The organism is Pseudomonas lalucatii (assembly GCF_018398425.1).
GTDB classification, from domain to species: Bacteria; Pseudomonadota; Gammaproteobacteria; order Pseudomonadales; family Pseudomonadaceae; genus Aquipseudomonas; species Aquipseudomonas lalucatii.
This window is the reverse complement of sequence record NZ_JADPMV010000002.1, coordinates 1,649,652-1,662,740: the sequence shown is the minus strand read 5'-3', so window position 1 is coordinate 1,662,740 and position 13,089 is coordinate 1,649,652. Positions and strand designations below refer to the sequence as shown.

Genomic DNA, 13,089 nt, shown 5'->3' with positions numbered 1-13,089 from the left:
GTGCACCTAGCTGCCGTCCGCCGCGTGCCGCGGCAGGGCCAGGGAGATCAGCGCCGCCAGCAGCACGCAGGCGCTGGAGATCCACAGGCAGGCCGCCAGGCCATGGGCCTGGTAGACCCAGCCGGAGAGCAGGGTGCCGAGCAGGCGGCCGAGGGCGTTGGACATGTAGTAGAAGCCGACGTCCAGCGACACCCCATCCTCCCGCGCGTAGGACACGATCAGGTAACTGTGCAGCGAGGAGTTCACCGCGAACAGCACGCCGAACAGCAGCAGCCCCCCCAGCAGCACCACCTGGGCCGGCAGGCCGCTGTTCAGGCCCAGGGCGATGGCGGCCGGCAGCGCGGCCAGGGCCAGGGCCCAGGCGCAGGCGGCGCGCCCGTCCGGAACCTGCCCGCGGCGCTTGCCGGTGATGGCCGGCGCCAGGGACTGGACCCCGCCGTAGCCGATGACCCACAGGGCGAGAAAGCCGCCCACCTGCCAGAAGTCCCAGCCGAAGACCGTGGCCAGGTACACCGGCAACGCCACCACGAACCACACGTCGCGGGCGCCGAAGAGGAACAGCCGGGCCGCCGAGAGGCTGTTGATCGCCCGGCTCTTGGACAGCAGCTCGCGAAACTTCGGCTTGGCCTTGGCCCTGCCCAGGTCGCGGCCGAGGTGGAGCACGCTGCCCAGCCAGATCAGCGCCAGCAGCGCGGCCATCAGCAGCAGCGCGCCGCGAAAGCCGAGCAGCGCCAGCAGCGCACCGCCGAGGAAGAAGCCGACGCCCTTGAGGGCGTTCTTCGAGCCGGTGAGCAGCGCCACCCAGTGATACAGCCGGCCCTGCCCGCCATCGGCCACCAGCAACTTGATCGAGCTCTTGGCGCTCATCTTGTTGAGGTCCTTGGCGATTCCGGACAGGGCCTGGGCCGCCATCACCCAGGCCATGCCGAGCCAGGCCGTGGGCACCGTCAACATCAGCAGGGCGAGCACCTGCAGGGCCAGGCCGATATGCATGGTGCGGTTCAGCCCGAGGCGCGCGCCGAGGTAGCCGCCGAGCAGGTTGGTGACCACGCCGAACAGCTCGTAGCCGAGGAACAGCGCGGCGATCTGCAGCGGCGAGTAACCCAGGCCGTGGAAATGCAGCACCACCAGCATGCGCAGGGCGCCGTCGGTGAGGGTGAAGGCCCAGTAGTTGCCGGTCACCAGCAGGTACTGGCGGACCTCGGGGGCCAGGCGGGACAAGGCGTGCATCCAAGGAGTCCTGTGCAGGGGCAATTTCGATGGGTGTCGCTGCGCTCGACCCATCCTACGAACCTGTGACCGGGCGATGGGCGTCGCTGCGCTGGCGCCGGGGGCTCTGTCAGCCGGCCAGGCCGACCAGGCGCGCCAGCTCGGCGGTGCGGTTGGCGTAGCCCCATTCGTTGTCGTACCAGGCGTAGAGCTTGACCTGGGTGCCACCGATCACCAGGGTCGATGGCGCGTCGATGATCGAGGAACGCGGGTCGGTGCGGTAGTCGATGGACACCAGCGGCCGTTCCTCATAGCCGAGGATGCCCTTGAGCGGGCCGGCGGCGGCGGCCTTGAGCAGGGCGTTGACCTCCTCCACCGTGGTGGCGCGCTCGACCTCGAACACGCAGTCGGTCAGCGAGGCGTTGGCCAGGGGCACGCGCACCGCGTGGCCGTTGAGCTTGCCGCGCAGCTCCGGGAAGATCTCGGCGATGGCGGTGGCCGAGCCGGTGCTGGTGGGGATCAGGCTCATGCCGCAGGCGCGGGCGCGGCGCAGGTCCTTGTGCGGCTGGTCGAGGATGCTCTGGGTGTTGGTCAGGTCGTGGATGGTGGTGATCGAGCCGTGGCGGATGCCCAGGTGCTCGTGGATCACCTTGACCACCGGGGCCAGGCAGTTGGTGGTGCAGGAGGCGGCGGTGACGATGCGGTGCACGGCCGGGTCGAACAGGTCCTGGTTGACTCCCATGACCACGTTCAGCGCGCCGGCCTCCTTGACCGGGGCGCTGACCACCACGCGCTTCACCCCCTGGTCCAGGTAGGCCTGAAGCACCGCGACGGTCTTCATCTTGCCGCTGGCCTCGATCACCAGGTCGCAGCCCGACCAGTCGCTGTCGGCGATGGCCTTGTTGGCGGTCACCGGGATGCGCTTGCCAGCGATCAGCAGGCAGTCGCCGTCGCTGCTCGCCTCGTGCTGCCAGCGGCCGTGCACCGAATCGAAGTTCAGCAGGTGGGCGTGGGTCGCCGCGTCGCCGGCCGGATCGTTGATCTGCACGAACTCCAGCTCCGGCCAGTCCCAGGCCGCGCGCAGGGCCAGGCGACCGATGCGGCCGAAGCCGTTGATACCTACTTTGATGCTCATGTCGTACTCCCGAATGGAAAGGCTGGGGGTCAGCAGCAGACGGCCAGGCGCTGCGGGCGCTCGCCCATGGCGGCGAGGCGCCGCTCGGCGGCGCTGAGCCAGGGCCGGTTGGCCGCCAGGGTGGTGTGCAGCAGCGCCAGCACCCAGTCGGCCAGGGCCGGGTGCAGGCGGTAATAGACCCATTGGCCCTGGCGCCGGTCGGCCAGCAGGCCGGCGCTGCGCAGCTGCGCCAGGTGCCGCGAGACCTTCGGCTGGCTCTCGCCCAGGGCGCAGGTCAGCTCGCACACGCACAGCTCCCGCTCGCCGGCGATCAGCAGCATCAGGCGCGCCCGGGTGTCGTCGGCCAGGCATTTGAACAGGGCGGTGGGTGTCAGTTGATCGTCCATGGCGAGCTCGCAGGCTGGGCGACGCGCATGAGGCACGCCGCCATATATGGGCAAACGAATATATGGCCAAGCGCATATGAAGTAAAGTCGGGCAGCCGCAGCCCGGCTATCTCAGGCCCAGGCGCCTGGCCAGGCGCAGCAGGTTGGCACGATCCACCCCCAGTTCGCGGGCGGCCTCGGCCCAGCTGTGCGCGTGACGCGCCAGGGCCGCGCCGACCAGCTGCTTCTGGTAGGCATCCACGGCGGCGCGCAGCGGCAGGCCGGCGGGGACCTGCGCCGGCGGCGGCGCGGCCGTTTCCGCCGGGTCCTGGTGGCCGGGCAGGTCCAGCGCCGCGGCATCGATGCTGAGGATGCGCGGGCGCTCGGCGCAGGCCGACAGGGCCTTGAGCGCGGCGCGGCCGATCAGGTGCTCCAGTTCGCGCACATTGCCCGGCCAGTCGTGGCCCAGCAGGGCCTTCTGCGCGTCGCCGCTCAGGCGCAGGCTGCGCAACCCCAGGCGCGCGCGGTTCTCCTCGAGGAAATAGCCGGCCAGCAGCAGCACGTCGCGGCCACGCTCGCGCAGCGCCGGCACCCGCAGCGGGTAGACGCTCAGACGATGGTAGAGGTCGGCGCGAAAGCGCCCGGCGCGCACCTCCTCGGCCAGGTCGCGGTTGCTCGCCGCCAGCACCCGCACATTGACCCGGTGCTCGCGGTCCGAGCCGACCCGCTGCAGCTGGCCGCTCTGCAGCACGCGCAGCAGCTTGGCCTGCGCCGCCAGGGGCAGTTCGCCGACCTCGTCGAGGAACAGGCTGCCGCCGTCGGCCAGCTCGAACTTGCCGCTGCGCTCGCTGAGCGCCCCGGAGAAGGCGCCGCGCACGTGACCGAACAGCTCGCTCTCCACCAGGGTATCGGGCAGGGCGGCGCAGTTGAGGCTGATCAGCGGCCGTTGCGCCCGCGGCGAGGCGGCGTGGATGGCCTCGGCCACCAGTTCCTTGCCGGCGCCGGTTTCGCCGCCGATCAGCACCGTCAGCTCGCTGTCGCCGACCAGGGCGATCTCCTGCAGCAGCCGCTTGTGCGCGGCGCTCTGGCCGATCAGCTCGCGCGCCTGATGCTGGTCGGCCGCCCGCTTGTAGACCTCGGCCAGGCGGTGTTCGTCCTCGACCCGGCGCAGCAGGCCGTTGATCCGCTCGCTGGCCATCACCGTGGCCGCGGCCAGGCTGGCAAAGGCCTCCAGGCTGTCCAGGTCGGCGCTGCCGAAACGCGCCGGGTCCAGGGCATCGAGGGTCAGCAGGCCCCAAGGGCGATCCTGCAGGTACAGCGGACAACCCAGGCAATCGTGCACTTCCAGGTGCCCGCGGTGGCCTTCCACCAGGCCGTCGTAGGGGTCGGGCAGGCCGCAGTCGGCGGCGAAACGGGTCGGCCCGCGGCGTTCCAGCAGGGCTTTGAGGCGCGGATGCTCGGCCAGTTTGAAGCGCCGACCGAGGGTGTCGGCGCTGAGGCCCTCGACCGCCAGCGGCACCAGCACCTCGCCGTCGAGCCGGAGCAGGGCCACCGCGTCGCAGGGCAACAGCTGGCGCAGGGCCTCGAGCAGGCGCCGGTAGCGCTCGGCCTCGGGCAGTTCGCGGGACAGGTCGGCGACCAGCGGGATCAACGCGGTGAGCAGGGCATTTGCTGTCATAAGGACCACTTCGAGTCATTGAGACTCGTCACGACTAGCTGTCATAAAGACAGCTAAATATTTAACTAACTGAAATATAAGGAAATTAAATCTGGCACGAGTCCTGCGATAGCCAGGGTGCAACCACGTTATCACGCAGCGCACGTCCCGGCCCACCGCGCCAGGCGCCGCCCCAAGCCAGAGGAAAGCCACCGATGCTCACCGCCGACCACCGCACCCTGATCAAAGCCACGGTACCGCTGCTGGAAAGCGGCGGCGAGGCCCTGACCCGACACTTCTACCGGCTGATGTTCGCCGAGTACCCCGAGGTGCGCGCGTTGTTCAACCAGGCCCACCAGGCCAGCGGCCAGCAGCAGCGGGCCCTGGCCAACGCGGTGCTGATGTACGCCCGGCATATCGACCGGCTCGAGGCCCTCGGCCCGCTGGTCGGGCAGATCGTCAACAAGCACGTGTCGCTGCAGATCCTCCCCGAGCACTACCCGATCGTCGGCAGCTGCCTGCTGCGGGCGATCCGCGAGGTGCTCGGCGCGGAGATCGCCACCGACGCGGTGATCGATGCCTGGGCCGCCGCCTACGGCCAGCTGGCCGACCTGCTGATCGGCGCCGAGGAGCAGGCCTACGCCGCCAATGCCGAGGCCCCCGGCGGCTGGCGCGGCGCCCGTGGCTTCCGCCTGGCGCGCAGGGTGGTGGAGAGCGAGGAGATCGTCTCGCTGTACCTGGCCCCCGAGGACGGCGGCGCGCTGCTGGACTTCCAGCCGGGCCAGTACATCGGCCTGCGCCTGCTGCAAGGCGGCGAGGAGCTGCGCCGCAACTACTCGCTGTCGGCCCTGGGCAACGGCCGCGAGTACCGCATCAGCGTCAAGCGTGAAGCCGGCGGGCGGGTGTCCAACTACCTGCACGACCAGTTGCAGGTCGGCGAGCGCCTGGAGCTGTTCGCCCCGGCCGGCGATTTCGTGCTGCGGCCGTCGAGCAAGCCGCTGGTGCTGATCAGCGCCGGCGTCGGCATCACCCCGGCGCTGAGCATGCTCGAGGCGGCCCGCGGCAGCGGCCGGCCGATCCACTTCATCCACTGCGCCCGACACGGCGGGGTGCATGCCTTCCGCGACTGGGTCGCCGGCCAGGCCATCGAGCACCCGCAGCTCAAACACTACGTGTGCTACAGCGAGCCGCGCGCCGGCGATGCGGCGGACGCCCAGGGCCTGCTCAGCCGCGAGCAGCTGGACCAGTGGCTGCCGGCCGAACGCGACCTGGACGCCTACTTCCTCGGACCCACGCCGTTCATGGCGATGGTCAAGCGCCACCTGGGCGAGCTGGGCGTGCCGCCGGGCCAGAGCCACTACGAGTTCTTCGGCCCGGCCAGCGCGCTGGAGGCCTGACCCGGCGGGTCCTGGACCCGGGAGGACCGTTCAGACCACCCCGGCCTGGCGCAGGGCGGCGACCTGCTCGGCGTCCAGGCCCAGCCACTGGCGCAGCACCTGCTCGCTGTGCTCGCCGAGCAGCGGCGGCGCGTTGCGGTACTGCACCGGCGTCTCCGACAGGCGGATCGGGCTGGCCACCTGGGGCACGCTGCCGGCCAGCGGGTGGGGCAGCTCGACGCGCAGGCCGCGGGCCTGCACCTGGGGATCGGCGAACACCTGGGCCAGGTCGTTGATCGGCCCGCAGGGCACCCCGGCCGCTTCCAGCTGGGCGATCCACTCGGCGGTGCTCTTGAACACCGTGGCCTGGCGGATCAGCGGGATCAGCTCGGCGCGGTGGGCGACGCGGGCCTTGTTGGTGGAAAAACGCGGGTCGCCGGCCAAAGCCGGAAGGCCGGCGACCTCGCAAAACTTGCGGAACTGGCCGTCGTTGCCGACGGTGAGGATGAAGTCGCCGTCGGCGGTGGGGAAGTCCTGGTAGGGCACGATGTTCGGGTGGGCATTGCCCAGGCGCCGGGGCGGCGTGCCGGTGGTCAGGTAGTTCATCGCCTGGTTGGCCAGGCAGGCCACCTGCACGTCGAGCAGGGCCATGTCGATGTGCTGGCCGCGGCCGCTCTGCTCGCGGCTGGCCAGGGCGGCGAGCATGGCCGCGGTGGAGTACAGCCCGGTGAGGATGTCGGTCAGGGCCACGCCGACCTTGACCGGCCCGGCGCCCTCCTCGCCCTCGGGGCGGCCGGTCAGGCTCATCAACCCGCCCAGGCCCTGGATCATGAAGTCGTAGCCGGCCCGCTTGGCATAGGGTCCATGCTGGCCGAAGCCGGTGATCGAGCAGTAGATCAGCCGCGGGTTGAGCACCTTGAGGCTGGGGTAGTCGAGGCCGTAGGCGGCCAGGCCGCCGACCTTGAAGTTCTCGATGAGGATGTCGGCCTTGCTCGCCAGCTCGCGAACGATGCGCTGGCCCTCGGCCTGGGTGAAGTCCAGGGTCAGCGACTGCTTGTTGCGGTTGGCCGCGAGGTAATAGGCCGCCTCGCCGGTGTTCTCGCCCTCGGCGTCCTTGAGGTAGGGCGGGCCCCAGTGGCGGGTGTCGTCACCGCTGCCGGGGCGCTCGACCTTGACCACCTCGGCGCCGAGGTCGGCGAGGATCTGCCCGGCCCAGGGCCCGGCGAGCACGCGGGACAGGTCGAGGACACGGATATGGGACAGGGCGCCGGGCATGGGACAGACCTCGCGAAGAGCTGGAAACGGTGTGACGCAGGATGGGTTGGCCGCCAGGCGGCGTAGCCCATCGGGCGATCTGATGGGTATCGCTGCGCTCAACCCATCCTACGGCTCTCAGAAGAACGCCTGGATGCCGGTCTGGGCGCGGCCGAGGATCAGCGCATGGACGTCGTGGGTGCCCTCGTAGGTGTTGACCACCTCCAGGTTGACCAGGTGGCGGGCCACGCCGAACTCGTCGCTGATGCCGTTGCCGCCGAGCATGTCGCGGGCCAGGCGGGCGATGTCCAGGGCCTTGCCGCAGCTGTTGCGCTTCATGATCGAGGTGATCTCCACCGCGGCGCTGCCCTCGTCCTTCATCCTTCCCAGGCGCAGGCAGCCCTGCAGGGCCAGGGTGATCTCGGTCTGCATGTCGGCCAGCTTCTTTTGGATCAGCTGGTTGGCGGCCAGCGGGCGGCCGAACTGCTGGCGGTCCAGGCAATACTGGCGGGCGGTGTGCCAGCAGAACTCGGCGGCGCCCAGGGCGCCCCAGCTGATGCCGTAGCGGGCCGAGTTCAGGCAGGTAAAGGGGCCCTTGAGGCCGCGCACCTCGGGGAAGGCGTTCTCCTCCGGGCAGAACACGTTGTCCATGACGATCTCGCCGGTGATCGAGGCGCGCAGGCCGACCTTGCCGTGAATGGTCGGCGCGGACAGGCCGGCCCAGCCCTTCTCCAGCACGAAGCCGCGGATCTCGCCGGCGTCGTCCTTGGCCCAGACCACGAAGACGTCGGCGATCGGACTGTTGGTGATCCACATCTTGCTGCCGCTCAGGCGGTAGCCGCCCTCGACCTTCTTCGCCCGGCAGACCATGGCGCCCGGGTCGGAGCCGTGGTTCGGCTCGGTCAGGCCGAAGCAGCCGATCAGCTCGCCGCTGGCCAGCTTGGGCAGGTACTTCTGCTTGGTCGCCTCGTTGCCGAACTCGAAGATCGGCACCATCACCAGCGACGACTGCACGCTCATCATCGAGCGATAGCCGGAGTCGACCCGCTCCACCTCGCGGGCGATCAGGCCGTAGCTCACGTAGTTCAGGCCGCTGCCGCCGTAGGCCTCGGGGATGGTGGCGCCGAGCAGGCCGGTCTCGCCCATCTCGCGGAAGATCGCCGGATCGGTCTGCTCGTGGCGGAAGGCCTCCAGCACCCGTGGCGCCAGCTTGTCGGCGGCGAACTGCTGGGCGCTGTCGCGCACCATGCGCTCCTCTTCGCTCAGTTGCTGGTCGAGCAGCAGCGGGTCGATCCAGTTGAAGCTTGCCTTGGCCATGGGGAACACCTCGAGTCGAGTCGGTGAAGGGCGGGGCAGGCGACGGCGCCCGACCCACACGGGTATGGCCAGATCCTAGGCCGCCTGGGCGCGGCGGACAACCGAGTAATTCGCACCCAATTGTGCGATATCCTCACTCCGTAAAATAAATTCTCCGGACAAACCGCGAAATCAAGTGAGGGTGCCGCACAGATGCGCCGCAAGATCCCCAGCACCGCCGCCCTGGTCGCCTTCGAGTCGGCCGCCCGCCACCAGAGCTTCACCAAGGCCGCCGAGGAGCTGGCGCTGACCCAGAGCGCCATCTGCCGCCAGGTCGCCGGCCTCGAGGAGTTCCTCAACGTCGCGCTGTTCCGCCGCTCGCGCCGCGGCGTCAAGCTGACCGAGGCCGGGCTGTCCTATGCCCGCCGGGTGGCCGCGCAGCTCGATGCGGTGGAACGCGACACCCTGGCGGTGATGGGCCAGCAGGGCGCCATGAGCATCGAACTGGCGGTGGTGCCGACCTTCGGCACCCAGTGGCTGCTGCCACGGCTGAAGGACTTCCAGCGCCTGCACCCCGAGGTCACGGTCAACCTGACCAACCGCACCCGGCCCTTCCTGTTCGCCGACACCGACTTCGACGCGGCCATCTACTTCGGCGACGGCGACTGGTCGGGCACCGCCACGCAGCTGCTGATGCGCGAGAACGCCATGCCGGTGTGCAGCCCGGCACTGCTCGCCGGCCAGAGCCAGCCGAGCGCCGAGCGCATCGCCGAGCTGCCGCTGCTGCAGCAGACCACCCGCCCCTATGCCTGGCGCCAGTGGTTCGCCTCGCAGGGGTTGAGCGTGCCACGGGACCTCGGCGGGCCGCGCTACGAGCTGTTCTCCATGCTCGCCCAGGCGGCCATGCACGAGATGGGCGTGGCGCTGATCCCGCCTTTCCTGATCCAGCGCGAACTGGCCGAGGGTCGCCTGGTGCTGGCCCTGGAGCATGCCTGCCACAGCGACAAGGCCTATTACCTGGTGATTCCCGAGCGCAAGCTGGAGTCCGCCGCGCTGCAGCGTTTTCGCGACTGGCTGGCGACCGAGGCGCGGCATTATGCCGCGGCCAATGGCCTGCAATAGGGCCCTGCAGCCGCTATCGGCATGTAGCTCGCAGGGTGTTCGGCGACATCCTTTTTTCCATTAGCGCCATCGCCGTGCCCGCGGGGGCGCTAGGCTCCGTCCTGCAGCAGTTCTGACCCCGTAGTCAGGTATATCCAGGGCTACAGCCGCCCTGCGTGGGTTACTCTTGGCGCGCCCTCGTAGTCGTGGCGATATGCGCGTCCAGCCCAAGCAATCCGCGGGGCGGACCGGGTATGGACGGGACGCCCGGGCGAGTGATGAACAGTGATTCATGTCGAGGATACCGATATCCACCGGAGAACCCGTTAATCGATCCGCAGGCGGCGGCGCCATGGGCCTTGCCAGGAAAAGCCGGACGTGAAGTCAAAGCGTGACCTGTAGTTATCGCCAGGTTTTACTCCAGAACGCCTTGAAGCCCCCGCGCTTCGCCTGCAAAATGCCGCGCCCTGCCCTAGCGGATGCATCTGCTAGGGTGGGTTTGTGCTGATCCTCCCCATTGCCCGCGTGCCATCCGTAGTGCGCCGGTTCACTAAAAAGATCACGCAGGAGAAAAGAAGTGCACATCGGTGTTCCTCTCGAAACCCAGGCCGGCGAGACGCGGGTAGCCGCGACGCCGGAGACCATCAAGAAGCTGATCGGCCAAGGCCATCAGGTAACCGTACAGAGCGGCGCGGGGGTCAGCGCCAGCATTCCGGACAGCGCCTACGCCGCGGTGGGCGCCTCCATCGGCAGCGACGCCGCCGCCCTCGGCGCCGACCTGGTGCTCAAGGTGGTGGCGCCGAGCGAGGCCGAGCTGACGCACATGAAGACCGGCGCGGTGCTGGTCGGCATGCTCAATCCGTTCAGCAACGAAACCATCGCCCGCATGAACGCCCGCGGCATCACCGCCTTCGCCCTGGAAGCGGCGCCGCGCACCTCCCGCGCGCAGAGCCTCGACGTGCTGTCGTCGCAAGCCAACATCGCCGGCTACAAGGCGGTGATGCTCGCCGCCAACCACTACCCGCGCTTCATGCCGATGCTGATGACTGCCGCCGGTACCGTGAAGGCCGCCCGCGTGCTGATCCTCGGCGCCGGCGTCGCCGGGCTGCAGGCCATCGCCACGGCCAAGCGCCTGGGTGCGGTGATCGAGGCCTCGGACGTGCGCCCGGCGGTGAAGGAACAGATCGAGTCCCTCGGCGCCAAGTTCGTCGACGTGCCCTTCGAGACCGACGAGGAGCGCGAGTGCGCCCAGGGCGTCGGCGGCTACGCGCGGCCGATGCCGCAGTCGTGGATGGAGCGCCAGGCCAAGGCGGTGCACGAGCGCGCCAAGCAGGCCGACATCGTCATCACCACCGCGCTGATCCCCGGCCGCAAAGCCCCGGTGCTGCTCAAGGAAGAAACCGTCGAGCAGATGAAGCCCGGCTCGGTGGTCATCGACCTGGCCGCGGCCCAGGGCGGCAACTGCCCGCTGACCGTCGCCGAGCAGGTGGTGATCAAGCACGGCGTGACCATCGTCGGCCACAGCAACCTGGCCGCCATGGTGCCGGCCGATGCCTCGGCGCTGTATGCGCGCAACCTGCTGGACTTCCTCAAGCTGGTCATCGACAAGGACGGCCAGTTCCACCTCAACCTCGAAGACGACATCGTCGCCGCGTGCCTGATGTGCCGCGACGGCCAGGTCGTGCGCACCAACGGCTAAGGGGAGACGCGCACATGGATATGATTTCCGATGGCATCTACAACCTGATCATCTTCGCCCTGGCGATCTACGTCGGCTACCACGTGGTGTGGAACGTCACCCCGGCCCTGCACACCCCGCTGATGGCGGTGACCAACGCCATCTCGGCGATCGTCATCGTCGGCGCCATGCTGGCCGCCGCCCTGACCGTCACCCCGCTGGGCAAGACCATGGGCACCCTGGCCGTGGCCCTGGCCGCGGTCAACGTGTTCGGTGGCTTCCTGGTCACCCGACGCATGCTGGAAATGTTCAAGAAGAAAGCGCCGAAAGCGGCTGCGGAGAAGCACTGACCATGAGCATGAACCTGATCACTGTTCTCTACCTCGTCGCCTCGATCTGCTTTATCCAGGCGCTCAAGGGCCTGTCGCACCCGACCAGCTCGCGGCGCGGCAACCTGTTCGGCATGATCGGCATGGCCATCGCCATCGTCACCACCGTCGGCCTGATCTACAAGCTGGGGGCCGAGATGGCCACCGCCGGCATCGGCTACGTGATCGTCGGCCTGCTGGTCGGCGGCAGCGTCGGCACCGTCATGGCCAAGCGCGTCGAGATGACCAAGATGCCCGAGCTGGTCGCCTTCATGCACAGCATGATCGGTCTGGCCGCGGTGTTCATCGCCATCGCCGCGGTGGTCGAGCCGCAGTCCCTGGGCATCGTTGCATCCCTGGGCGAGGCGATTCCGTCCGGCAACCGCCTGGAGCTGTTCCTCGGCGCGGCCATCGGCGCCATCACCTTCTCCGGTTCGGTGATCGCCTTCGGCAAGCTGTCGGGCAAGTACAAGTTCCGCCTGTTCCAGGGCGCACCGGTACAGTTCGCCGGCCAGCACATGCTCAACCTGGCGGTCGGCCTGGCGATCATCGGCCTCGGCCTGGTGTACACCTTCACCGGCGACATCACCTCGTTCGCCATCCTGGTGGCCCTGGCCTTCGTCATCGGCGTGCTGATCATCATCCCGATCGGTGGCGCCGACATGCCGGTGGTGGTGTCGATGCTCAACAGCTACTCGGGCTGGGCGGCGGCCGGTATCGGCTTCTCGCTGAACAACTCGATGCTGATCATCGCCGGCTCCCTGGTCGGCTCCTCCGGTGCCATCCTCTCCTACATCATGTGCAAGGCGATGAACCGTTCGTTCTTCAACGTCATCCTCGGCGGCTTCGGCGGCGCGACGGATGCCGGTCCGGCGGCGGGCAGCGGCGAGCAGCGCCCGGTGAAGTCCGGCTCCAGCGACGACGCGGCCTTCCTGCTGACCAACGCCGACAGCGTGATCATCGTGCCCGGCTACGGCCTGGCGGTGGCCCGCGCCCAGCACGCGCTGATGGAGCTGGCGGAGAAGCTGAGCCACCGCGGGGTCAACGTGAAATACGCCATCCACCCGGTGGCCGGCCGTATGCCCGGGCACATGAACGTGCTGCTGGCCGAGGCCGAGGTGCCGTACGAGCAGGTGTTCGAGATGGAGGACATCAACTCCGAGTTCGGCCAGGCCGACGTGGTGCTGGTGCTCGGCGCCAACGACGTGGTCAACCCGGCGGCGAAGAACGATCCTAAGTCGCCGATCGCCGGCATGCCGATCCTCGAGGCCTACAAGGCCAAGACCGTGATCGTCAACAAGCGCTCGATGGCCAGCGGCTACGCCGGCCTGGACAACGAACTGTTCTACCTGGACAAGACCATGATGGTGTTCGGCGACGCCAAGAAGGTGATCGAGGACATGGTCAAGGCAGTCGACTGACCGCCCGCGCCGCTCCCGAAGAAGCCCGGCCCCGTGCCGGGCTTTTTTGTGCGCGCAGGGCCAGCCCTGGCGATACAGATCGGCGGGGAAACCGCGGCAGTCCCGAAAATTTTCTGAACCTTGGGTCAATGACACTTGGCAGTCAATTTGCAACTGTACCGGTAGCAAATCACTGCAAGACGTTTATTAGGCAGGTTAATTCACTGCAGAAAGCAGAAATTCACGACTG

General features: G+C 68.7%; 11 protein-coding genes. 5 read left to right on the top strand and 6 right to left on the bottom strand.

Features of this window, described 5'->3' with window-relative positions; all coding sequences use genetic code 11:
- Window positions 1–6 precede the first annotated feature (6 nt).
- The 4 genes from arsJ to norR form a co-directional block, all read right to left on the bottom strand.
- Window positions 7–1,230, bottom strand: coding sequence for an organoarsenical effux MFS transporter ArsJ (gene arsJ, locus I0D00_RS21260; RefSeq protein ID WP_213641760.1), 1,224 nt, complete (start codon window positions 1,228–1,230; stop codon window positions 7–9).
- A gap of 109 nt (window positions 1,231–1,339) precedes the next feature.
- Window positions 1,340–2,344: an ArsJ-associated glyceraldehyde-3-phosphate dehydrogenase gene (locus I0D00_RS21255; RefSeq protein WP_213641759.1), complete on the bottom strand. Its 1,005-nt coding sequence runs from the start codon at window positions 2,342–2,344 to the stop codon at window positions 1,340–1,342.
- A 29-nt stretch (window positions 2,345–2,373) separates the two neighbouring features.
- Window positions 2,374–2,730, bottom strand: a complete 357-nt coding sequence (locus I0D00_RS21250) for a metalloregulator ArsR/SmtB family transcription factor (RefSeq protein WP_213641758.1) — start codon at window positions 2,728–2,730, stop codon at window positions 2,374–2,376.
- A gap of 106 nt (window positions 2,731–2,836) precedes the next feature.
- Entirely contained in the window at window positions 2,837–4,387 is a 1,551-nt protein-coding gene (gene norR / locus I0D00_RS21245; RefSeq protein ID WP_213641757.1) for a nitric oxide reductase transcriptional regulator NorR, read from the bottom strand.
- A 194-nt stretch (window positions 4,388–4,581) separates the two neighbouring features.
- Between norR and hmpA the strand changes: the two genes are divergently transcribed.
- Window positions 4,582–5,763 carry an NO-inducible flavohemoprotein gene (gene hmpA, locus I0D00_RS21240; RefSeq protein WP_213641756.1) on the top strand — a complete coding sequence of 394 codons (1,182 nt, stop codon included), beginning with the start codon at window positions 4,582–4,584 and terminating at the stop codon, window positions 5,761–5,763.
- A 30-nt stretch (window positions 5,764–5,793) separates the two neighbouring features.
- Here hmpA and I0D00_RS21235 read toward each other — a convergent pair whose 3' ends face one another.
- Both I0D00_RS21235 and I0D00_RS21230 read right to left on the bottom strand, forming a co-directional pair.
- A complete protein-coding gene (locus tag I0D00_RS21235; protein WP_213641755.1) occupies window positions 5,794–7,017 on the bottom strand; it encodes a CaiB/BaiF CoA transferase family protein in 1,224 nt (407 codons plus the stop codon).
- Window positions 7,018–7,134: 117 nt separating this feature from the next.
- Entirely contained in the window at window positions 7,135–8,313 is a 1,179-nt protein-coding gene (locus I0D00_RS21230; RefSeq protein ID WP_213641754.1) for an acyl-CoA dehydrogenase, read from the bottom strand.
- Between the two features lie 192 nt (window positions 8,314–8,505).
- Between I0D00_RS21230 and I0D00_RS21225 the strand changes: the two genes are divergently transcribed.
- From I0D00_RS21225 to I0D00_RS21210, 4 genes are all read left to right on the top strand, one after another.
- Window positions 8,506–9,414: a LysR family transcriptional regulator gene (locus I0D00_RS21225; RefSeq protein ID WP_213641753.1), complete on the top strand. Its 909-nt coding sequence runs from the start codon at window positions 8,506–8,508 to the stop codon at window positions 9,412–9,414.
- 556 nt (window positions 9,415–9,970) lie between these two features.
- Window positions 9,971–11,092 (top strand): Re/Si-specific NAD(P)(+) transhydrogenase subunit alpha, encoded by a 1,122-nt coding sequence (locus I0D00_RS21220; RefSeq protein WP_213641752.1) that lies wholly within the window; start codon window positions 9,971–9,973, stop codon window positions 11,090–11,092.
- Between the two features lie 14 nt (window positions 11,093–11,106).
- Window positions 11,107–11,421 (top strand): NAD(P) transhydrogenase subunit alpha part 2, encoded by a 315-nt coding sequence (locus I0D00_RS21215; protein WP_213641751.1) that lies wholly within the window; start codon window positions 11,107–11,109, stop codon window positions 11,419–11,421.
- Between the two features lie 2 nt (window positions 11,422–11,423).
- Window positions 11,424–12,860 (top strand): NAD(P)(+) transhydrogenase (Re/Si-specific) subunit beta, encoded by a 1,437-nt coding sequence (locus I0D00_RS21210; protein ID WP_213641750.1) that lies wholly within the window; start codon window positions 11,424–11,426, stop codon window positions 12,858–12,860.
- The last annotated feature ends 229 nt before the right edge of the window (window positions 12,861–13,089 follow it).